Raw genomic sequence first — 21,775 nt, forward strand, 5'->3', positions numbered from 1 at the left:
CGCTCTACGCGCTGTACCGGGCTTCTGCCGCTTGTGCACCCCCCCGGACTTGAACCGGGAACCCACTGATAGTGCGCGGCATTGCCGACAGCCTTGAGTTTCCGGGGCTAAAAAGGGTCTGACCAGCAATTACGCGCGGAGCGAGAGCGACCAGAACCCCGACCGTTCCCTTAAATACCTGCCTCGAACCCTCGCTTCCCACGGATAAAGTGCAGCAAAGGTGCAGTTGGGGGGCGTACGTAGCGGCTTTGGGTACAGCGAGCCAGCATGTAGGGCGGAAGAGCAGATCACACTGTCCTTCACAAGCTCGACGCTAAGCCAACGATAGAGGGCGGAGCCCACTCTGCCTACGACCCCGTCCGCGAGATCAACACAAGGCTCCCCTTCGCCCACATGCCTGCCCGCCGGCGGCCAGTGGGCCACTGAAACCCGTGACGAACTCCTCATCGTTTTAGGGGCCGCGATCCGCCTAGGCTGCGTCTCTTTGCCCGTCCACCCTTTTGTTCGCGCGCTTGGTCGCACGAAACGGCCAGAGGCTCGCCTCAATTTTGGCACGCTCCCAATCGCGCTTCAGCATGTCCTGAAAGTGATCCACAACCGTCCGACCACGAGATTTAGTCGGTTCTTGAATGAACAAGTCCAACAATTCAACGGTCCGTTCGTCTCGGTATGGGTTCATACTCAGCACTATCGAATCGCGAGCTGTCTCTCGGGACGCAGGGTCTCCCGTATTCACAAAGTCTGGAATTAGAGCGCGAAGCCTATCCCGCCACTTTTGTCGCTCTTCGATAATCGACTTGTGCTTTATGTTCCGGGATACCGCCCACACACTTATTCCCGCACTTATCACCGCCACCACTAAGGCTGAAATGCTTACGGCTTCCCATGCAAGCGTCACGTGACGCCTCCCCTTCTTTATCTCGCACGACCACAGTCGTCTCTAAGCCGCGGAACTTGAGCAAGGCCGTCCAAATTTGAGTCCTACAGCACTGAATATAAGCGAAGCAGCAACCATCCTCCCCGAAGGCGATGTTTCACTGACGTTGCTGGCTACATCATGACCAGTGTTCCTCGGCCAAAGGAGCACCATTCAACTCATCCCGAGTTGCGCGCCAATTCGGTAGGTACTTATCCATCAGTTCGACGAAGTGGTCATTGTGTGTGCGCTCGTGAAAATGGGTCATCTCATGGACGACGATGTACTCCAAGCAACGCGGGTGCTTCTTGGCGAGCTCAATGTTGAACCAGAGAGACGAGGAATCGGGATTGCATGAGCCCCACTTGGTCTTCATTCGCCGGACGGTCCAACCATTCACCATGTGGCCGACAATCGGTTCCCACTTCTCAATAAGAGGTGGGATTGCTGCTTTGAGCTGTTTGCGGTACCAAGACTCTAGGAGCTTTCGACGCTGTGCGGTGTCCGCCCCGACTGACGACGCAAGTTGAAGCTTTGATTCCGAAATGTTGACGTGTGCGCGCCCGGTGGTATCGATGAGTTTGAGCCGCAGCCGTTGGCCCCAGACGTAGTGCGATTCGCCCGCCACCATTTCGCGCTCGGACTGCCGTTCCGCACTCTGGAGTTGTGTCCGCTGCTTCTTAATCCACGGGAGGCGCTGAATAACCGCAAGCCGGATGGCGTCTTCGTCGAGACGGTCAGGTGCGGCCACGCGGACTCGGCCGATCGGTGGATACACCGAGATGTGCATGTTCTTGATGTTCTTGTATACGACGTCGACACCGATGCCCGCCACGGTGAGATAGGCGCTAGCGGTATTCATCACGCGCCCTCACGAGATCGAAGAGTTCGTTGAAGCGGTCGAAGTCGGCCGGCAGGACCTTCTTGATCGCGTTGGCGACGATTTTCTCTTTCATCTTGTTGCCGACCCAGTTGTGCGGCTTCGCGACCCCGATAACCGCGTCTAGCTGAATCGCGATCGTTTTGTCGGTCCAGCCGAAATCGACCAACGCCTTTTGTGCGCCGTTCTTTGCCCAATCGGGGTAGACGATGTCAGACTCCTTCCTGCCAACCTTGGTCGCAAGGGCAATCAGTTCTACGAGGTATTGCTTGTAGTCGATGGCCTCTTGGCGTCGTTGTTCGATGAGCGCGTCAAGTAGGGATGACATCGTTTCGTAGTACTTCGGGTTCATGGCGTGCTCGTCGATGATGGTCTTGCGCACGTTGTTGACAATCGTCTCGGCGACGGCATCCTTGTTCTTCTTGATGCCGGGAGGCAGCGCGTCGATGGCACCTGCGCCGCGTTGCACGATCAGGTCGACAAGGCCCGTGTCCTCGAATTCGGCGACGGTTTCGGAGTTGCCCGCCTGAATGTAGGTATCCAGCAGGAAGCGCATGCCTGCTTCGAACTGCTTGAAGTCGACGTTCTCGTTCGCACCGAGCTTCACCTCGTCGCGCACTGCGACGTAGTGAGCGACTTCCTTCTTGATCGCCGCAGCTTGCTCTGCGCTGTATCCCGCCGCGTCCATGTCGTTGGCGAGCACCGCGTATGCACGGACCAAACCGCTCACCGATTTATACAGCTCCACGCGCTTCGGCTCGTTAGCCTTGAGCCGGTCTGCGTTTCCCGGCTCACCCGTACAGAAGTAGTGCTGGTACTGCAGGGTCTCCTTCGGCGGTACGACGGGTTCGCACAATGCGCGAATTCGCTCAAGTGCCTCGTCAAGATCTTTGCGTTCCTGCTCGCTACGGTCCTTCAGCAGCCCTTCGATATCGGTCTTCTCGTAGCCATCGAGCGCGCCGGAGGTGTAATCCACGATGGCATCTTCGAGGGAGTTGAAGAGATCTTGGTAGTCGACGATGTAACCGTATTCCTTGTCGTCGCCGTCCAGCCGGTTGACACGGGAGATCGCTTGGAAGAGACCGTGGTCACGCATCTTCTTGTCGATATAGAGGTAGGTCGCTGAAGGTGCGTCGAAGCCGGTAAGCAGTTTATCGACGACGATGAGCAGGCGCATTTGGCCGGGCTCTTCAATAAACCGACGCTTGACATCCTTCTCGAACTGTTCGATCTTCAGCACTGCTTGGTCGGCAGGTTCATCGAAGTAGTCCGAGAGCATCTGGCGATAGATGTCGTACTGACGCAACTTCTCAGTTGAACCGTGGCCGCCATCTTCTTTGGAAATATCGCTGGCCGTTGGCACATAACTTGTGACGATCGCGACCTTGCCTTTGAAGCCGGCCTGAACGAACATCTCGTAGAACTTGCAGGCCTGGTAAATACTCGATCCGACGAGCATGGCGTTGCCGCGACCGTCCATCAAGCGTGGCCGAAGTTCCATATCGAGCAGGATGTCTTGCACGATTCGCTTCGAGCGGGGTTCGGCGCTGACCACCTTCTGCATGGTGCCCCATCGCTTCTTCAGCTCCGCTTTCGATAGGTCAGTCATACCCTTGGTCTTGGCATCGAACCACTTGTCGACCTGATCGTGGCTCGTTAGTTCCTGATCGATGTTGCGCGCCTCATAGCGAAGGTCGAGCACAACACCATCTTTGACGGCCTCGTCGAACTTATAGGTATGGATGAAGCTACCGAACGTCTCGATACTGGTCGTCTTGTCCGCTTTCAGCAGCGGAGTGCCGGTGAAACCGATGAACATCGCTCCCGGAAGAAGTTTCTTCATCGCGGTGTGCATCTTTCCAGACTGGGTACGGTGCGCCTCGTCGACAAATACAAAGAAATTGCCCTTTGCGGTGAAACCTGCGGGGATTTTGGAGTTCAGTTCGGCAATGTACGAATCCTCTGAGCCGTCAGCTTCGCTACCGTCGTCACTGCGGAACTTATGGACGAGCGAGGCGATCAGTTGCGGCTGGTGATTGTTCAAGGCTGTGATGAGATCCGAGCCGCTGGCGGTGCGATAGATCTGCTCGTTTACGCCGCCGAAAACCTTTTCGATCTGCTCGTCAAGCTCGGTGCGGTCGGTGATGATCAGCACGCGCGACTGAGGTTGATGCTCCTTGATCCACTTCGCCAACCACACCATCGTCAGACTCTTGCCTGACCCCTGGGTATGCCAAATGATTCCGCCTTCACGCTTCGCGATACGCGTCTGGCTCGCCTTGACACCAAAATACTGATTGTGTCGAGCGGTCTTCTTAATGCCTGCATCGAACACGATGAAGTCATGGATGAGTTCGAGGAAGCGTTCCTTTGCGAACATCTGAAGGAGGCCGCGATCCAGCGGCTCCGATACGTCTGACTGCTCTTTCCACTCGAGCCAGTATTTCTCGGGAGTCTCAATCACGCCGTAACGAAGACCCTCGACATCATTGCCCGCGAAGAGAAGTTGGACCGTCGTGAAGAAGGGGCGAATAAAGTCCTTCTTCTGGTTCCCGATGTTCTGGCGGATGCCTTCTGAGACGCCGACCTTGGAGCGTTTGAGTTCGATGACACCGAGCGCGATCCCGTTGACGTAGATCACAACATCCGGGCGCTTTGTATGCTCTCCCTTGATCGACACCTCTTCGGCAACCACGAAGTGATTGGCTTCGGGGCTCGACCAATCCACGAGCCAGACCGTCTCAAACTGCTCGCCGATTCCACGTTTGACCTTTAAGCCGTATCGGAGGAGGTCATAGACTTCGTGGTTGGCTTCGTAGAGCGTGCGACCACCCCCGAGGGATGCGGCCTTCTTGAGTTCGGCAACCGCCTTATCCGCAAGCACAGCATCGTAACCACGGGCAAGCAAGTTCTGTGTGAGCAGGTCTACCTCGACGTGTGAGGTGTTGTCGCGGTACTCCCAACTACCCGCGTATTCATAGTTGAGCCGCTCCCGGAACAGCACAACAACTCGATCTTGAGTCTCGCGCTCGATTTGTCCGACGACACTCATGCTGCAACCTCCGCGGGTTTTAAGCGGGTGCGACCAGAGAGCAACTCTTGCATCATGCCCTGCTTAATTCTGCGGGTCGAGACCAAGCGACGTTCAAGGGCGTCGATCTCGTCGTCGATGGCGGTCAGCACTTTCGCAATTGCTTGTTGCTCAACCACGTTCGGCATCAAAACCTCAAGCTTTTTGATAATAGTTAGGTTCAGCCCACCTCGCCCGCCCTCGCCGGCTGATTCTCCTCGCAACTCGAGGTACCGAGTATCGAGGTTGTAATAAAGGAAACTGGGATTGTGTTCGCCACCGGGCAGGATTCCGGCGATCGACTGATTGGTTGACAATTCGATTCTCGAAACAGCAACCGTCCCACGCGTCTTTCCCTGACCCGCCAAAGCCATCAGAACGGTCCCAACTGGAAGGAGCTGCGCGGACGATTCTCGAAGTCCCTCAGCGGTGATTCGCCCCTGAACTTCGTCAACGCGTTTGGAGTGAATCTCGCCTGAACTCATCCACCGGACAGTTCCACCCCAGTAGCGAGCTATGGAGGTAGACGGAGTACCTCCAGCTCTCACTTCAGCAAAATCACTGATCCTCCGCGCCTTCCAAGGGTCTGCGAAACCAGGGAGCCGGGTCCTGCCGGTAATGAGCTGCTGCATCATGCCCTGTTTGATCGCCTGCTTCTTCGCGATCTTTCGCTCGATGGAGCCAATGAGGTCTGACACGTCATCTACAGCCTCGACGATCGCCGATTGTTCGGCGATTGGAGGGACCGGTACAAAGAACTCAAGCATGTCGCCGACGTTCAAGTGCTTCATGGTCGTTCCTGTTTCGATGGCGCGAAGGGATTGTCGTCCAGCATCGGAGTTGAACAGGCGCATGTAGAAGTTCGGGTTTGCGCGCACGGCCTTGAATCGCGTGATGATCAAAGCATGACAGTTGGCCCCTGCCAGTTTTGGTGCGACAACTGTGGAGAGCCCAACGTCTCCAGTTTGGATCGTAAGCATGTCCCCGGCTCTCAAGCTCGACTTCTGATGTTGAGAGTGAAACGAGTGCGATACATGTTTAATTCCAGAGAAATTGAAGCCACCATCGGTCACGTTGAATCCCTGAATGTAGATAACACCATGTCGATCATCCACATAATGCATCTTTGATAGACCTACGAACCCGTTGGTCATCATGCTTACTAGCTCTCGAAGACGAGCGACTTCCCAGTCTGTCGGGATAACTCCGGCCTCAGTTCGCCTGTAACTGGGCTCAGCATCTCGGGTCATCATGCGATTCCCATATCCGCTAAGTGCTGCGCAACACGGGTCTCTAGCCTCTCGACCTCGGCTGCGATATCACCCAGTGTTGAGTCGTAACGTTGACCGAGCTCGCTGATTCGTGTGATCAGTCTGTGAATAAGGCCAGAAATCTCAGCGCGAATCCGCCCATCGGTAGTCGCCTGCCATTTGTCGTCGATCACCAACTGTTGGATGTCGGCGATCGACAGCTTCCCATACTGAGCAAGCGTGGCTTGATCGAGCTGCGTCCCCGATTCCTTGGCCGACTTCTTGGCAGCAGTTTCTGCATCATAGAGAGCAACGAGCTTCGAGAGGGTCGCGACTTCGCCACTTCGAGGGTCTTCGCGCTTGGCCTCGCGTAGCCGAGCGCCTGCCAGTGCCTTGCTTATCTTTCCGTCATCTATCGCATCAGCAAGGAGACCGTCCTCACCCGCGTTCTCTTCGACAAACTCTTCGATCGTCTGTGCAGCGCTCTCCGCTTTGGCGTTTAGTTCGTCGACCTTCGCCCGCTCACTGGCAAAGTAGCGCGCCACAACAAGAACCGGAGGAACAAGGTCCATCTTGTACTTCAGTGCGTTACGCCCGGTACCTATGACCAGGTCTGGCGTTTCAGAGAGCTTGCGCTCCTCGTCTTCGATCGCCTTGCGCGGCTTGGCTGCGCCATCCCATCCATCACTCATGATGAGCGCGACGTCGTCGTGCATGGTCTGGTTCCAGTAGCTCATGAGCTGTTCGTAAACCGCGTACTCATCCACGAGAGGCCGGGGATGGAAAATGTCGAGCAGGCTCTCCGACAAGTCGCCGATGAGTTCAGCAGGTTTCATCGTGCTCGTTATCCCGGCAAGCTGTTCTTGATGCCCGCTCCACCATTCCGATACGAGGCTTCCGACTGTCGAGTTGAAAGTCTGGTATTCGGGCGAGTTAGTGATCGTCGCGTGAACGCCACTCTTGTCGACAGCGAGCTCCGAGTATCCCTCTCGCAGCGGTCGAAAGAGGTCGAATCTCAGCGAGGGGAAGGCTGCCCAGTAGGTCTGGAGCGCGTCGATGTCACGGTTCGGGATGCCGCCATGTATGTGCGCGTGAAGATCTTGGATGTCTTCTGGTTCGGACGAGTCGATGTAGCGCGGGATGTTGAGATTGAAGTCGTTGGCAGCGTTCTCTATCTCACTCAGCGGCACCATCCGTGAGTACCCCGGCACCTCTGCCTGCTTGTTGAAGGCATCGACAATCTTGTGCATGTCGCGTGGTCGTAGGCGATTCTTCGATCCGTCTTTGTCGAAGCCCCTGGAGGCGTCGATCATGAAGATGCCGGTGCGTGCTTGGGCGTTCTCCTTGTCGATGACGAGGATGCAGGCCGGGATTCCAGTGCCGTAGAAGAGGTTTGCTGGCAGGCCGATGATGCCCTTGATATACCCGCGCTTAATAATCTCCTTGCGAATCGCCGCTTCAGAATTGCCACGGAACAGAACACCATGGGGCAGAATCACGGCACCCTTGCCGGTGCTCTTAAGTGACTTGAGCATATGGAGCAAGAAGGCGAAGTCACCGTTCTTCTCTGGAGGACGACCATAGCCGTCGAAACGGCCGTACTCGTTCTCCAGTCCGTTCGCCCATGATTTTACCGAGAACGGTGGGTTGGCGACGAGGAAGTCGAACGTGTCCAGACGATCACTCGTCGTGAACTGCGGACTCGCGATCGTGTCACCCTTGCGGATGTCTGCGATCTCATTGCCGTGCAAGATCATATTCATCTTGGCGAGAGCCCAGGTTGCGTTGTCCTTCTCTTGCCCGTAAATAGTCAGGCCGTTCGGTGCAGCATCCGCAACCTTGAGAAGTAGCGACCCTGATCCGCAGGTTGGGTCGTAAACGGTTGCCGAATACGAAGTGGTGGGCTTGATCCCAATTAGCTGAGCCATGACGCGCGAGACCTCGGCGGGCGTGTAGAACTGCCCTTTCGACTTGCCAGCCTCCGTTGCGAAGTGGCGCATCAAGTACTCGTAGGCGTCTCCCAAAAGGTCGTCGCCCTCAGCCCGAGAACCACGGAAGTCGAGGTCTTGGAAAATTGAGATCAGGTTCGTCAGACGATCCTGCATCTCTTTCCCTTTGCCGAGCTTCTCTTCATCGTTGAAGTCCGCCAGGTCGATGACCTTTTGAAGGTCGTTAGCTTCGGCGAGCTTGCTGATCGCCTTGTTGATCTTGTCGCCGATCTCCTTGTCGCCCTTGAAGGTCACGAGATCGTCAAAAGATCCGCCAGCAGGCACATCGATCAAACTGTTCTTGTCAGACTTCGCCTTGTCCGTGACGTACTTAACGAAGAGCAGGGTCAGAACATAATCCTTGTACTGCGAGGCATCCATGCCTCCACGAAGCTCATCCGCGCCTTTCCAAAGAGAGCTGTATAGGTCCGACTTCTTGAGAGCCACTACGACGCCACCACCTTCGAGAACACGTACATCGTATTAATTTTGCTCTTCATTCGATCGGTCATGTAGTGCCTCTGCTCCCCTACGCCGAGGTGGTCGTGTTTGTTGCCCACAAAGCGTTCTCTCAGGGTAGCGGCTGACGATGAGTTGGCAGGCATGGCGTCCTCTTTCGAGTTGATTCTTTTCGACGAATCCGTATCCGCTGTTTAGACTTTGAGAGCCAGCAAATGGGTTGCCAACCCAAGGGGCCCAATTCGCCCGAAGCGCCAGTGACGCAGCAAGGTCACCCAGATTCGGAAGCCGCCCGCGAGCCACCACCACCGGTGGAACCCCGGTTTAGCCATCAATGTCACCTGACTTAGCCTTAGATACGAGCGCCCAATTGGCCGACCCCAATCGATCAGAACCGGCCGACCAAACCACTTATCGTCGCGAAAGTAAGCGTGTGTACTTGCGAATCTCGGCAGCGAGAATTGCTCTGACTGTCGGTCGAGTTTGCACACGATGGGTGTGAGTATGCCAGTTCCAACCGCGGGACGCCTCGCACGCTTTGACCAGCCACGGGTGGAGACTGCCCTTGGCGTATTCCTCGTTCATGCAGTAATTTGCGTTGTGGACTGCGGTCGCGTAATCCTCGTCGCTCCACTTCTCCGCAACGTCGTCACTCGCAACGAACTCCCCCTCGATGACCTGAACTTCCGCATCGGAAATGTAGTGGAGGAGGAAGAAGCTGTAAGCGCCAATCTTCTCGGTTCTCGATGCCTGCTTATCGCAATATTCAAACAGCCGCGCCATTCTCAAGCATGGGCCGTACTCGGCGAGGACATCCGCTTCGGACATCGGGGTGAACCCGTAGCTGGGAGTCAGGGTGGGCATTGGAATCCGTTTCCGGCCGCCTACTTGACGGCCTCTGTTATCCCTATGCGCGGCAGAAACTATCGGCTGCTTGGGCGGACCGCGCTGAGCACCAGGCGCCCATTTTCCGACGCCGGCACTTGTTACTCACTAGCGCAAACCCAAACACACTAAAAGATCCATTCATCCCGCTCTACCTCCACCGCCGATGCCCACACCCAAGCACGATGCTCCTCCCCCGCAAGGGCGATCCTGTACCCATTCATCGGAAATCGATGCTCGGTAGGTCGCGCCCGAGATAGTTTCTACACCCGACCTGTATTGCCGCGCATAGACGATGCATGACGACAGAAAACACTTCTCCACAAACAGACCCCACCCTGCCGCACAGCTCGTGCCTCAATAGGAGGCAGCAATCGACACCGCCTGCGGCTTACATTGACGCCGCGGGCGTAGCCTCGATTCTCGGCATCGCTGAAAAGACAGTGCGCAACTGGGCAAGCCTTCGCTTGGGCCCGCCCCAATATCGGTTCGGCGGAGCAGCACGATACTCCATCACCGAGGTCTACGACTGGGCTGCCGCTCAGAAGGTAGGCGAATAAATGGGTCGCAGAGCGCTCCAGCCTGGCGAGAGCGGTCCCATCAGAAGTTCCGCCGAAGTGCGCGAATACAAAACCACGGACCGCTACGGCAAGCCTGTGACCCGCAACGAAACAGTCTGGACCGCCCGAGCAAACCGAAGGGCGACCGAATCCAAGAAAGTCGAACGTCGCAGCGCGATCGCGCCCACCAAAGCCGAAGCTGAGACTAAACTTCGGCGAAACCTGCAGCACGACGTCAAGAAAACGTCCGGCGTCGGTGCAGCAGTCACTGTCGAGGACTTCGCAAGTATGTGGCTGCGCATGAAAATTGTTGAGGCGAAGCTCGCACCGACGAGCCTTAGCGCCTACGAGCACGCCATCACCGTCCACCTCATCCCTGCACTGGGCTCGTACCGTGTAGGACAGCTCACTACTCGCCCAATCAAGGACTGGCTCACCGCCCTCCATGTCGGCACGCTGAGGCAGCCCGGAAGTCCTGCATGCGCGAGACAGGCGCGCTCGGTACTACATGGGGTGTTGGACCTCGCCGAGGAACATCATGCCGTTGCAGAGAATCCTATGAACGGTATGAAGTTGCTACTTCCCCAAGAGCCCCGCAAAGATGCCGTCATCGTTCCTGCCGACCGTGTTGAAGCGATGTTCGCTCGCGCAGACCTCCACACGAATAACAACGGGCGGCTAGGCATGTACCTGCGTATTCAGCTCGGATCTGGCGCTCGCATTGGAGAGATATTGGCTTTGCGCCGACGGGATTACATGGCAGCCATCGACGAGAAACCGGCTCGAATTCTCATTGATGGGACCATCATTGCTGCCGTTGGCACCCCGGTTTACCGTAGCCCCAAACCGAAGACATCAACTTCCAGGCGCAACATTCCCATCACCGATTACGCAGCCGAGGCAATCGACGGATTGCTGGCGGCGCTAGATGCGCGAGGCCTAACCTCACCTGATGAACTGCTTTTCCAAACAGTCCACGGCGCTCCGGTGTCTATGAACAATATTCGCCGCACTTGGCGGGATGTTCGTGGCGATCTACCCGGACTGGAAAAACTCAAACCGCATGCACTTCGGGCAACGATGGCAAGTTCGCTAACCTATGCAATCGGGCCCGATAAGGCAGCTCGCCAGCTCGGGCACCTCGGCACGGCAACACTGTTCAACTACTACCTGCTCCGGCGTGAGTTCGTCGACGATGTCGACATTAGTTCTATGAACATAGTGTCGTCGCCCGAAGCATCCCAGTAGCCGTTTCAGATGCAGCCCCGCCTTCACCGAAGGGCGGGGCTTTTCTGAGCCCGGATTTCACGCCACTGCGAATTGAAAACCGCAACAAAAGTGCAGTTGGCCCCATATCGCCTCAGTGCGGCAGTGCCCGTGACGCAGAAAAACTCCGGAAAACCGGGGTTTTTATGGCCTATCTGTGCACGTCCCCGGACTTGAACCGGGAATCCACTGCTAACAATCGCCGTCGAAAAAACCCTTGATTTTCCGAGTCTGAAGACCTGCTGACCGGCAGTTTGAGCATGGAGGCTGAAAGCCTAAAACCGCGTCCATTCCCTCAGTTTCCTGCCAAAAACCCGCTCACCCCGAGGCTAAACTGCATCAAAGGTGCAGTTGGGGCCTTCCAAGCGAGTTTTCGATGCGATGAGCCAAGAGGTAGAGCGGCAGGGCAGATTACTCCGGATCTCGCCAAGCATGTGCGATCTCGACCATACAGGTCGCAACACACTGCGCACGCGGCTCACACCCGCGATGAGCACAGATTTCCGAACCCCGGCCGGTCACGCGCCAACGATCAGTTCACCACTCGAATCTGCGACGGAACTCCCTAGTCTTGGCAGCCGCGATTTGCCACAGCCATGCAAATCCGTAGCGCAAAGGGAAAGCGGAAGACATGAGTGATCGCTGAGCGAATAACATTGACGTCTACCGAAAAACTTCGTCGAATCGCGAAAATTTTTACCGATATGACTAAGGGTTCGACCGGATGCGCGGCACCTATGCCCGTCGTGTCGAGTGCCCCTTGTGCCCTATATTCGGACGAATAGATGCGCATAAACACGAACTACGGCCGCCAGCCCTCCCGCAAGAACCGCGATCCTCATACTCGGGTAAGACGACCCGGACATGAACTAACTTCCGCCGCAAAATGCAAGCACTAGTCCATGCTTAGGGCGAGCAGTCAGACTTTCAACGCTTTGAGCATGTCAGGCAGATCCGCGCGGACGCAGAGCCCCAAGGGAGTCTCCGTGTCCTTTCCGCTGTGCGTAATGAGAATTGCAGCAGGTGGATCACCCGTCTCTCCGCTGAATATTCGCCAGGCTTCCGCGACCTTCAAGTCGCGAGCTCTGATGGCGACCTTATCGCTCGGCTCGCCAAACTCTAGGATCTGAGACATTCGCGATTCCTCCAGAACAACGCCGTGAGTTGATTCCCAAGATTCCGCAACCCACCTTGCCACGCAATTCGTTGTAATAAGACCGATCCTCCCGTCAGCAGCCGCAACCGGCGCTTGAGAGAAGAATGTTGGCGGCTTCACGATGTTTAGAAAATCTATGATGCTATCTGAATGCTGGAACACACGCGGGGGAACGAGGCCCAATGCACTCAGAACCTTTGGAGGCCTCTCTATGACTTCCATCTGCTCCTCGATTATTCGGACGACGTCACTCCGAGGATCTGCGATTAGCTGACCACTAAGCGTTGGAGTATGGACTATCACGTTCCGCAAATGCGCATATTCCTGAAGCAAGGTGCGCTGGCGTTCAACCAGGTCCTTGGAGTTCCTTACGAGGTCCATGAACCCCGGCCGACCCTTTCCCGCATCGCGCGCCCGAAGTGTTCGCTCAATTCCGTTGAATGCGTCAAGGAACCGTTGGCCGTTGGATCGAATATCGTCGTCTTCAGTCATTGTTCAGCGGCCATTTCCTGTTTTTGTACCAAGTTATTCAATCCGCGTTTCGGATCGAGATTATTGCATTCTCTTGCAGACGAACTCGCGGCGACTGCGCTGCGTATTCCTATTTTCCGTAGTTTGGAACGGCCGCAATTGCGGCTACAAGGTCGGTTCCGGCTCCCACTCTTGATTGCTTGAATGCAATCGAGATGATCCGCAAGCTGGGATAAGTTTCGATACATTTCTTGGGTTGCTCCACAGCCGTTTGAGGGGCTCCTCCGAGGGATTAGATTGCAACGACGTCTTGCATCGCGATAAGCGGCATCGTGCCCTTTCAATAGTTCTGCGAATCTAGCACCTGCAACCTGCCTAGAAATTTCTGAGTTTCAAAGTAGTGCTTGGAAATCAGTCGAGAAAAAGTCAGGCGCGATTTCCAGGGGATGCTACGGTCTCGCGGGCGGCGAAGCCGTCCGCGAGATGGCGACGGCGGGCGCTCGACACGATGCGGAACGTGGTTGGCCGGAGTACGACCAGCGTCGTTTCGCCGTAGAGGTTGGCGGGGTCGACTCTCAAGGTGTTCTCGGAGATGCTGACATACATATATCCAGGCGGGATCATCATCATCATGAGGGTGACACCATCTTGCGTCCACCAAGAGTTCGCGATTTTCATGTCGATGAGAATTTCGAAGGAAAGATTTGTGGGGTCAATGGCAGGCCGGCCTCGCGGGTCGGCGATCGCGCCAACCATCCTCAGGCCGTTCGGGGCGAACAAGCTCATCGGCTTGATCCCATCGTGCTCTTACGGGGGGGGGGGTGGGGGGTGAGCGGCACCTACTCTCCGTGCCCATCTGAGCCCGATGGCTTCACAAGCGCCTTGGGACGCTGATCCTGATTTGCCTACGGTACGTTGCGGGGACGAGCTTGGCGTATGTGCTTTTTCGAGTCGCCTAGGTTTCCCCGGGTTCTGCTGGGGTGATTGATATGGCGCCCCGCCGAGTTCTCTTTTCTCAACGAAAGCGAATCAACGGCCGGTGGATTGACATCCTGCAAACAGAGTTGCTGTTTCAGGCGTTTCTTCCACCGACCCAATATCGTTGAGAGACAACTCAATGCCGTGGCTGCGCCCAATTCTGTTGAGAGCCTGTCATCATGCGTGTATGGTCTTCATTCCGTGGGACGCCGACGACGCAGAGATTGAGGCGCTGCACGCACTTCAGGACGGAGTGAGTGCGCAACTGCGCGCACCTCTCTGGGCGTGGATGTACCAGCTACTCGACCGAGACCGTGGATACGTTTCCTTGACACTCGCCCACGAGATCCAGAGTGCGCTGCGCAAGACGCTAGGTGCTCCTGCGACAGGCTTTATGAAGGTCGACTCCCTTCTAGGTCAGCTCTTCAAAGCCGACGACCGTGAGATTCTGCGCACAACCGACTTCCTGCTTTCACGACTTCGCGCGCCCTATGAGGACTACAGTGCAGAGACCCTGAACGGGATCCTCGAAGCAAATAGTTCGGCGATGCACGCCGCGTTGGTGGGCGGTAATTGGAGGCTCGCCCGCCGCCTTCCTGCTGGAGTGATTGAGTCAGTTCAGTCCGCGATCGCTCTGGATGTTCAGGCCGGCGCGCTACTCACAGCAGCCTGGAACTTCGCGTTTGGTGTGGAGCAGCAGCCGACCCAAGCAATGGATGCAGCAGTGCGAGCGGTGGAAACGTTGGCGATCGAAAAATTCGTCCCGAATAAGTCGAGCGCGAGTCTCGGTGACGCGATCGGCACGATGAAGGCTCAGGGGACGTGGACTCACGGACTTCGCGAGCTCGACGGCAAAGCCCCTGCCCAGGAGACGATTTACGACATGCTCCAGACGCTGTGGGCGGGTCAGCAATACCGCCACGTTCACAAGGACGCGGCAGCCCCAACTACCCTTCAAGCTCAAACCCACGTTCATCTCGCTGCGACGCTGGTTGCTTGGCTCGCAACCGGAGCGATTACTCGTGGGACGGCGGCCGGAAGGTGACAACGCATTGGACGGCGCTTCATAGATCCCTCGGGCTAGATGCGCGACCGCTCACGATCGAGGACATCCACGAAGCGATCATTCGGAGAGTGCAAGAGACAGACGAACTTGAGTGGAAACGCGAGCCGCCTAGCGCGGAGCGACGAGAGGACCTCGCCGGCGACGTTGCGGCCCTCGCAAATGCGCGAGGCGGGCTCATCTGCATCGGAGTAGAGGAAGACAGCGCCACTTCTGCTGCGAGTGCCGTCCGCCCGACCTCGATCACGGATCAGGCTCGCCGAAATCTGCGGCAGTCGATCAACGCATCGATGCGTCCGACAGTAGCCGGCGTCGACGTGATCGGGCTTCCGCTCGAAGAAGGTGAGTCGGAAGGTGTAGTCCTGATTGTCGTTCCCGCGAGCGCGAGCGCGCCTCACCTCATCGAGAAGCGCGGGGAGCCCTGGTGGCGCGCTCCGATCCGCCGCGGCGCATCGACTAGTTACATGGAAGAAGGCGAGCTCGGTCGCGCGTACGCAACTCGTGGAGCTGCGCGGAGCAGCCTCGCCGTGCGCCACTCCGAGCTGCTCGAAGACCTGACGAACCGCACGCCGAGAAAAATCGGCAGGCTGTGGCTCTTGATGTCGGCGGTGCCTGAGTCGCCGATTCCGACCGAGCTGACGCGCTCGCTCGGATTCAACGATCGCCAGGAACTCACCAAGTTGGCGAGCAACCGCTCGTCCGCGCTCCTGCCTCATGGTCGCCAGCGCACACCGATCATCAGTCGGCTCGAACCCGATGGATCTAACCAACACCGGGGACCTCGATCGTGGATTACGCACGGCGGTTGGGGTCCGCTAGATGAACCCGGAATGACAAGCGGCTCGTGTCTAATGTTGGCTGAGGACGGGAGCGTTCTTCTGGCGCTGGAATGCGACTATGGAACTGCGTGGGAGGGGAAGACGACACCCCTCAACGTTCACGATGTCGAGTCGCTTTCGGCAGACTTCTTCGCTGTGGTCGATTGCTACAGCCAGGCGCTCGGCGGGCTCGGAACCGTCGATGTTCGGGCTCAAGCGTTGGTCCATATTCCCTCTCCGGTGGACAGGCGGCTTGAGCTCATTGAGAGCGCCGGATGGGAAGATTCGCACAGGCGGATCGACACGGTCCGTCGATCCGTGAGAATCGACCGGCTCCGCCCGATTTCCATGACGTATGAGCCCGACACCGGTCCAGCGGGCCTCGAACGCGGCGCCAGATCCGCGGCGCTCGATATCGAATCGCAATTTGGCGTGGGCCGCCTCGACCTTTTTCCGCATCGCGACTAACTCCTCGTCGATGTAGCCGTCACCGTCGAAGATTTTGCGAACATGTGGCTGCGCATAAAAGCCGTTGAGGCAAAGCTCGCACCGACGAGACTAAGCGCCTAAGCGCACGCTATGACCCTTCACCTCATCCCTGCGTTGGGCCCGCATCGCGTTGAGCAGCTCACTACTCGCCGAATTAAGGACTGGCTCACCGCCCTCCATGTCGGCACCCCGCAGCAGCCCGGAAGTCCTGCAAGCGCGAAACGCGCGCGCTCGGTACTACATGGGGTGCTGGAGTTAGCCGAGGAATATCATGCCGTTTCAGAGAATCCTATGAATGGTATGAAGCTGCGGCTTCCCCAAGTACCGCGTAAAGATGCCGTCATCGTTCCTGTTGACCGCGTTGAAGCGATGTTCGCTCGCGCAGACCTCCACGCGCACAACTACGGGCGGCTAGGCAAGTACCTGCGTATCCAGCTCGGATCTGGCGCTCGCATCGGCGAGGTATTGGCATTGCGTCGACCGGATTACACGGCAGCCGTCGATGGCAAGCCCGCCAGCATTCTCATTGACGGCACCATCATTGTTCGCACTGGACCCCTGTCTACCGCAGCCCCGAACCGAAGACATCAACCTCTCGGCGCAACATCCCCATTACCGATAACGCAGCCGAGGCAATCGACGGATTGCTGGCGGCGCTAGATGCACGAGGCCTAACCTCACCTGATGAACTGCTGCTTCAAACAGTCCACGGCGCTCCGGTGTCCATGAACAATGTTCGCCGCACTTGGCGGGACGTTCGTGGCGATCTACCCGGACTGGAAAAACTCAAACCGCATGCACTTCGGGCAACGATGGCAAGTTCGTTGACCTATGCCATCGGGCCTGATAAGGCTGCTCGCCAGCTCGGACATCGCGGTACGGCAACGCTGTTCAACCACTACCTGCTCCGGCGCGAGTTCTTCGACGATATCGACCTTGGCGCCATGGACATTGAAGCCCCACCCGAAGCATCCCAGTAGCCGTTTCAGTTGCAGCCCCGCCTTCATTCAAAAGCGGGGCTTTTCTGTGCCCGGATTCCACGCCTCCACGGATTGAAAACCGCAGCAAAAGTGCAGTTGGCCCCATATCGCCTCAGTGTGGCAGTGCCCGTAACGCAGAAAAACCCCGGAAATCCGGGGTTCTTCTGGCATAAAAAGTGCACCTCCCCGGACTTGAACCGGGAACCCACTGATTAAGAGTCAGTTGCTCTGCCAATTGAGCTAGAGGTGCGTGGCTTGGTTTTCCCTCACGGGGCAACCGAGGAACAACGTTACCATGAGTTAAAGCGACTAAGGAGCACAATGACCACGGAATCCACTCGACTTGCCGCAGGCACCCCCGCACCAAGCTTTTCCCTGCTTGATCACGACGGAAAACTGGTGTCTCTTAGCGACTTTTCTGGCAAGAAAGTGATCCTGTATTTCTACCCAGCAGCGATGACTCCCGGATGCACGAAGCAGGCTTGTGACTTTCGTGACCAGCTCGGCTCGCTGCAATCGGAGGGCTATGTCGTGTTGGGTGTTTCGCGCGATACTCCCGAAAAGCTGACCAAGTTCCGCGAGCAAGAGTCACTCACATTCCCGCTGCTGTCCGACCCAGAGCACGAAGTTCATGAAGCGTATGGCGCCTGGGGCGAGAAGAACCTATATGGCAAGCAAGTAACAGGGGTCATTCGCTCGACTTTCGTCATCGATGAAGCCGGCACAATCACTCTCCCGCTCTACGCGGTGAAGGCTACCGGCCACGTTGCGTCGCTGCGCAAGAAGCTCGGGCTCGACTAACCCTCACGCCGCGTTGTCGCCGCCAATACCGGCTTGGTGAATAACAGGACAAGCACGACGATGGCTGGCATCAACAACAGCCAGCCAATGTCGGGTCGCGAGAAGGCGCCCTGGAAGCTGCCGATCGCAACGGAGATTTGCAGAACCTGCCAGACGACGGCTGCTCCACGAATCCACGCCTGACCTCGCAGCACGCTAATCGCAATTATCGCTACCCAAATTGCGGCCAGTGCCGTCAGAACGCTCAAGGCGATTGCACTTGCATACGACTGAGGAGTCTCGCTCGCAAGTTCGAAGATCAGGTAACCAAGGGCACCGAACAGAAGAGCACTTTCCAGAAAGATTACGACTGCGAGAACAACCACATACGGATGTTTACCACTCGGTTTTTCTTCTGGGACAAGTTCGTCTACCATTCGCTCCCCGTTAAATCGCTGAAAGACCATTGCTTTGCATTGGTCGATATGCGATTCTAGTTGAGGTTGATTTCTGGCTCCCAGTGTTGCGAGCGAGACCCACAAACTTTCTCAAGCTCGACGCCGATTTAGGCGTATTTTTTGTGCGCTCGAGCAACGCAACACGCTGTAAGGAGCAACACCATGGACTGGCGCGATAACGCTGCATGCCTCACTGCTGACCCGGAACTTTTCTTCCCGGTAGGAAACACCGGTCCGGCCGTTGACCAAATCGAAAAAGCAAAAGCCGTTTGCGGTCGCTGCTCGGTAACTGAAATGTGCCTCCAGTACGCCCTCGAAACAAACCAAGACTCCGGCGTCTGGGGTGGCCTCAGTGAAGACGAGCGCCGCGCTCTCAAGCGTCGCGCTGCACGCGCACGCCGCGCATCCTAACGCTGCACAGCGTCACAAGACGGCGCAGCGTCACAAGACGGCGCAGCGTCACAGGACTGCACAGCGTCACAGGACTGAACAGCGTTGCAAGAATGCAAAGTTCGTAGCCCGCACGGGTCTCGATTGAGACCGATTCTGGCTCTCGCGCGCTAAATTACTTGGTGCGCGTCAACCAGGTCAGCGGAATATCGATTGTTACTTCGGTGCCGCTGCCCATGAGCGTGTGCCAGTCAATGGTTCCGCTCAACTCACCCTGAATCAGGGTACGGACGATTTGTGTGCCGAGGCCTTCGCCAACTCGGCCCTCAGCTAGGCCAACGCCGTTGTCGCGAACCTGCACGGTTAGCTTGTCTTCGGTGCGTCTGGCGTCAATCTCCACCGTGCCGTCCGCGCGACCAGCAAGACCGTGCTCTACAGCATTCGTCACCAACTCGGTCAGGGCCAAAGCCAACGGTGTGGCGTACTCACTGGGCAGTGCACCAAAGCTTCCCACCGAGGTGGGATGCACTGTCGTGTTGTGACTCGACGCAACCTCCGCGATCAGCTTCAGCACTCGATCGAAGACAACATCGAAATCTACGCTCTGGCTGAGTCCCTCAGAAAGTGTGTCGTGAACCACAGCGATAGCGGCAACTCGACGCATCGCATGCCCGAGCGCTTCTCGTGCAACCTCACTGTGCGTTCTGCGCGCCTGAATTCTGAGCAACGATGCCACGGTCTGCAAGTTGTTCTTCACTCGATGGTGAATCTCACGAATCGTCGCATCCTTTGTGATGAGCTCACGCTCTTGATGGCGCACCTCGGTGACATCGCGACACAGAACAATTGCTCCGACACGTTCGCCACGATCACGGATCGGAATGGTCCGCAGCGAGACCGTGACTCCGCGAGCTTCAATGTCTGTGCGCCAGGGGGCTCGACCAGTGACGACCAGCGGCAGAGATTCGTCTACCTCCGGCTGCCCGGCAATGAGCGTCGTTGTGACGTCGGCGAGAGATTCCGCTTCCAGTTCGCCAGAGAAACCGATGCGGTTGAACGCTGACAACGCGTTTGGACTCGCGAATGTGACGAGGCCGTCAACATCCAGACGAATCAGTCCGTCGGATGCTCGGGGTGCTCCGCGGCGCGGGGCCGCAGGGGCCCCCATATCCGGGAAGTCGCCTGCAGCAATCATGGCGAACAGATCGTTTGCGCAACCGTTGAAGGTGAGCTCTTGCCGGGAAGGCGTGCGGGCATCCCCCAGATTGGTGTGTCGCGTGATGACAGCGATGGGGGTCTCCGCCGTGGCATTGCCGCTGACGTTGAGCCTGCGCATCACGGGAACAGCACGCACCCGAGTGGGAGTTTCCTCGTACCAAGAAGGGGCAGCAGCATCAACAATTCGAGCCGTTGCGAACGCTTCGGTGACTTGCGCTTTCCACTCGGGCTTCACATTTTGCCCGACAAAGTCGCGGTAGAACAGGGTCGCTGAGCTGCTGGGGCGGGCGTGGGCAACCGCAACAAACTGCTCATCGTCACTCGGCACCCACAACACGATGTCGGCGAACGCAAGATCGGCGAGCAACTGCCAGTCGCCGACGAGCATGTGCAGCCATTCGATATCGGCCTCGCTCGAATGGCCCTGCTCTTGGACTAGATCACTGAGTGTCGACACCCCTACAGATTACCTGCGCACCAGCACCCTGTTGAACAGAGAGCGTCGAGGCGCTGGTTCGTCGATTTCGGGCACGAGGCGGGATGTGACCAGATCGCGCACGGCGAGTCTCGCAGGTGAACGCGGTGCGGCGTCCACGAGTGTCTTGCCGCTCAGAACAGCGCCGTCGAAGCCTGCAAGGTCGTGAGGTACAAGTATCGGATGCTCGATGCCGCCGAATCTCGACAAAGTTTGGGTTACCTGCCCGTGCGGGTTCAATCCGCTGGCGCTCACCCTCACCTTGTTCATCACTACGCTCACACTTCGCGTCGAGACCGTTTCGAGGAGGTCTACGTGTGCTCGCAAGAACCGTGAGAGCCCTACCGGATCTGCTCCCCCGACGGCAATCACATGGTCGGCAGCTCGCACCGCAGTAACCGCAGCGGCATTGCGTCGAGGCGCGAACAGGTCACTCGTAATCTCTTCATCGTTTTCCAGACTGGAGCTGGTGTCGAGCACGGTGTAATCGACCCACTGACGGCACTGCGCGATGGTGGTTCCGACCCTCTCGGCGGAAAGCTCTGGCCAACGACTCGGCCTTCCTATACCCGTAAGCACCCAAAAACCACCGACTGGCGAGTCATAACGCTGCCCGATGCGGACTAGTTCGTCCGTCGTGAGCGTGTCGGTACCTGCAAGACGGCAGGCAGCGGCAAATCCCGGCGCCTCGTCAAGCATTCCCAGGGCCGGCGCCACCGAAGCACCGTGAGTGTCCACATCTGCAAGTGCGACGCTGTGGCCGAGTGCCGCCAATTCGGCGGCAACCGCAATAGCTATGGATGTGCGCCCTGGAGCACCTCCAGGACCCCACACCGCTATCACTTGGCCCAGAGTGCTTCGCGGCGAAGTCTCGGGCTCTGAATTCCACTGCGACTGCTCAAGCAACGCGTGTACCGCTGGCCACCCCGAGGCACCATCGATAATGTCAAAGAGGCCGAGATCACTGGCATAGCGCTGCTCGCGCTCGCTGCTGGCAACCGCAATGAGCCGAACGCCTGCGTGATCGCACGCAGTGATGAGTCGGTCTGTGAGGTAGCGTGCCTCTGCAGCAACTAGTGCGATATCTGCGTGTGCGCCTGCGACCCGAGACGCTAGTTCTGGCGCACTTACCGCTCGAACAACGATCTCGTGCCCGTGTTGCGCAGCATCAAACGCGAATTGATCTTCTAGGGTGACCGGCATGGCCAACGCGAAATTCGCCACG

General features: G+C 57.4%; 18 protein-coding genes and 1 tRNA gene. 8 read left to right on the forward strand and 11 right to left on the reverse strand.

Features of this window, described 5'->3' with window-relative positions; translation table 11 throughout:
- Positions 1–1,055: 1,055 nt before the first annotated feature.
- From ACOH1Z_RS03945 to ACOH1Z_RS03965, 5 genes are all read right to left on the reverse strand, one after another.
- Positions 1,056–1,778, reverse strand: a complete 723-nt coding sequence (locus tag ACOH1Z_RS03945) for a M48 family metallopeptidase (RefSeq protein WP_449647174.1) — start codon at positions 1,776–1,778, stop codon at positions 1,056–1,058.
- A complete protein-coding gene (locus ACOH1Z_RS03950) occupies positions 1,765–4,848 on the reverse strand; it encodes a type I restriction endonuclease subunit R (protein ID WP_449647175.1) in 3,084 nt (1,027 codons plus the stop codon). The genes ACOH1Z_RS03945 and ACOH1Z_RS03950 overlap by 14 nt, the downstream gene beginning before the upstream one ends.
- On the reverse strand, positions 4,845–6,119 hold the full coding sequence (locus ACOH1Z_RS03955) for a restriction endonuclease subunit S (protein WP_449647176.1): 1,275 nt from the start codon (positions 6,117–6,119) through the stop codon (positions 4,845–4,847). Before ACOH1Z_RS03955 ends, ACOH1Z_RS03950 begins: the two co-directional genes overlap by 4 nt.
- Complete coding sequence (locus ACOH1Z_RS03960; protein ID WP_449647177.1) at positions 6,116–8,551, reverse strand: type I restriction-modification system subunit M; 2,436 nt, start codon at positions 8,549–8,551, stop codon at positions 6,116–6,118. The genes ACOH1Z_RS03955 and ACOH1Z_RS03960 overlap by 4 nt, the downstream gene beginning before the upstream one ends.
- 423 nt (positions 8,552–8,974) lie before the next feature.
- Positions 8,975–9,427: a hypothetical protein gene (locus tag ACOH1Z_RS03965; RefSeq protein ID WP_449647178.1), complete on the reverse strand. Its 453-nt coding sequence runs from the start codon at positions 9,425–9,427 to the stop codon at positions 8,975–8,977.
- Positions 9,428–9,747: 320 nt separating this feature from the next.
- On the opposite strand from ACOH1Z_RS03965, the gene ACOH1Z_RS03970 reads away from it, so the two are divergent.
- Positions 9,748–10,008: a helix-turn-helix domain-containing protein gene (locus ACOH1Z_RS03970; protein WP_449647179.1), complete on the forward strand. Its 261-nt coding sequence runs from the start codon at positions 9,748–9,750 to the stop codon at positions 10,006–10,008.
- Positions 10,009–11,256 (forward strand): site-specific integrase, encoded by a 1,248-nt coding sequence (locus ACOH1Z_RS03975; RefSeq protein ID WP_449647180.1) that lies wholly within the window; start codon positions 10,009–10,011, stop codon positions 11,254–11,256. It abuts the gene before it with no gap.
- Positions 11,257–12,193: 937 nt separating this feature from the next.
- Here ACOH1Z_RS03975 and ACOH1Z_RS03980 read toward each other — a convergent pair.
- Both ACOH1Z_RS03980 and ACOH1Z_RS03985 read right to left on the reverse strand, forming a co-directional pair.
- Entirely contained in the window at positions 12,194–12,922 is a 729-nt protein-coding gene (locus ACOH1Z_RS03980; protein WP_449647181.1) for a hypothetical protein, read from the reverse strand.
- A 405-nt stretch (positions 12,923–13,327) separates the two neighbouring features.
- The gene (locus ACOH1Z_RS03985) at positions 13,328–13,687 is read right to left on the reverse strand and encodes a hypothetical protein (RefSeq protein ID WP_449647182.1); all 360 of its coding nucleotides are present in this window, start codon (positions 13,685–13,687) and stop codon (positions 13,328–13,330) included.
- 379 nt (positions 13,688–14,066) lie between these two features.
- On the opposite strand from ACOH1Z_RS03985, the gene ACOH1Z_RS03990 reads away from it, so the two are divergent.
- The 4 genes from ACOH1Z_RS03990 to ACOH1Z_RS04005 all read left to right on the forward strand — a co-directional run bounded on the left by ACOH1Z_RS03990 (position 14,067) and on the right by ACOH1Z_RS04005 (position 17,229).
- On the forward strand, positions 14,067–14,924 hold the full coding sequence (locus tag ACOH1Z_RS03990) for a hypothetical protein (RefSeq protein ID WP_449647183.1): 858 nt from the start codon (positions 14,067–14,069) through the stop codon (positions 14,922–14,924).
- On the forward strand, positions 14,921–16,228 hold the full coding sequence (locus ACOH1Z_RS03995; protein ID WP_449647184.1) for an AlbA family DNA-binding domain-containing protein: 1,308 nt from the start codon (positions 14,921–14,923) through the stop codon (positions 16,226–16,228). The genes ACOH1Z_RS03990 and ACOH1Z_RS03995 overlap by 4 nt, the downstream gene beginning before the upstream one ends.
- A 111-nt stretch (positions 16,229–16,339) precedes the next feature.
- Positions 16,340–16,909, forward strand: a complete 570-nt coding sequence (locus ACOH1Z_RS04000) for a site-specific integrase (RefSeq protein WP_449647185.1) — start codon at positions 16,340–16,342, stop codon at positions 16,907–16,909.
- The gene (locus ACOH1Z_RS04005; protein ID WP_449648190.1) at positions 16,885–17,229 is read left to right on the forward strand and encodes a site-specific integrase; all 345 of its coding nucleotides are present in this window, start codon (positions 16,885–16,887) and stop codon (positions 17,227–17,229) included. The genes ACOH1Z_RS04000 and ACOH1Z_RS04005 overlap by 25 nt, the downstream gene beginning before the upstream one ends.
- A gap of 177 nt (positions 17,230–17,406) precedes the next feature.
- On the opposite strand, the gene ACOH1Z_RS04010 is transcribed toward ACOH1Z_RS04005, so the two are convergent.
- A tRNA-Lys gene (locus ACOH1Z_RS04010) sits at positions 17,407–17,479 on the reverse strand.
- 71 nt (positions 17,480–17,550) lie between these two features.
- Between ACOH1Z_RS04010 and bcp the strand changes: the two genes are divergently transcribed.
- Positions 17,551–18,030 (forward strand): thioredoxin-dependent thiol peroxidase, encoded by a 480-nt coding sequence (gene bcp, locus ACOH1Z_RS04015; protein ID WP_449647186.1) that lies wholly within the window; start codon positions 17,551–17,553, stop codon positions 18,028–18,030.
- Here the strand turns inward: bcp and ACOH1Z_RS04020 are convergent.
- On the reverse strand, positions 18,027–18,395 hold the full coding sequence (locus tag ACOH1Z_RS04020) for a hypothetical protein (protein ID WP_449647187.1): 369 nt from the start codon (positions 18,393–18,395) through the stop codon (positions 18,027–18,029). The two genes, bcp and ACOH1Z_RS04020, sit on opposite strands and share 4 nt — an antisense overlap.
- Positions 18,396–18,629: 234 nt before the next feature.
- Between ACOH1Z_RS04020 and ACOH1Z_RS04025 the strand changes: the two genes are divergently transcribed.
- Positions 18,630–18,878, forward strand: a complete 249-nt coding sequence (locus tag ACOH1Z_RS04025) for a WhiB family transcriptional regulator (RefSeq protein ID WP_009772809.1) — start codon at positions 18,630–18,632, stop codon at positions 18,876–18,878.
- Positions 18,879–19,032: 154 nt separating this feature from the next.
- Here ACOH1Z_RS04025 and ACOH1Z_RS04030 read toward each other — a convergent pair whose 3' ends face one another.
- Together ACOH1Z_RS04030 and ACOH1Z_RS04035 are read right to left on the reverse strand one after the other, a co-directional pair.
- Positions 19,033–20,532: a sensor histidine kinase gene (locus ACOH1Z_RS04030; protein WP_449647188.1), complete on the reverse strand. Its 1,500-nt coding sequence runs from the start codon at positions 20,530–20,532 to the stop codon at positions 19,033–19,035.
- A 9-nt stretch (positions 20,533–20,541) separates the two neighbouring features.
- A complete protein-coding gene (locus tag ACOH1Z_RS04035; protein WP_449647189.1) occupies positions 20,542–21,774 on the reverse strand; it encodes a CpaE/TadZ family protein in 1,233 nt (410 codons plus the stop codon).
- Position 21,775 lies beyond the last annotated feature (1 nt).

It is taken from the genome of Rhodoglobus sp., from assembly GCF_053580035.1.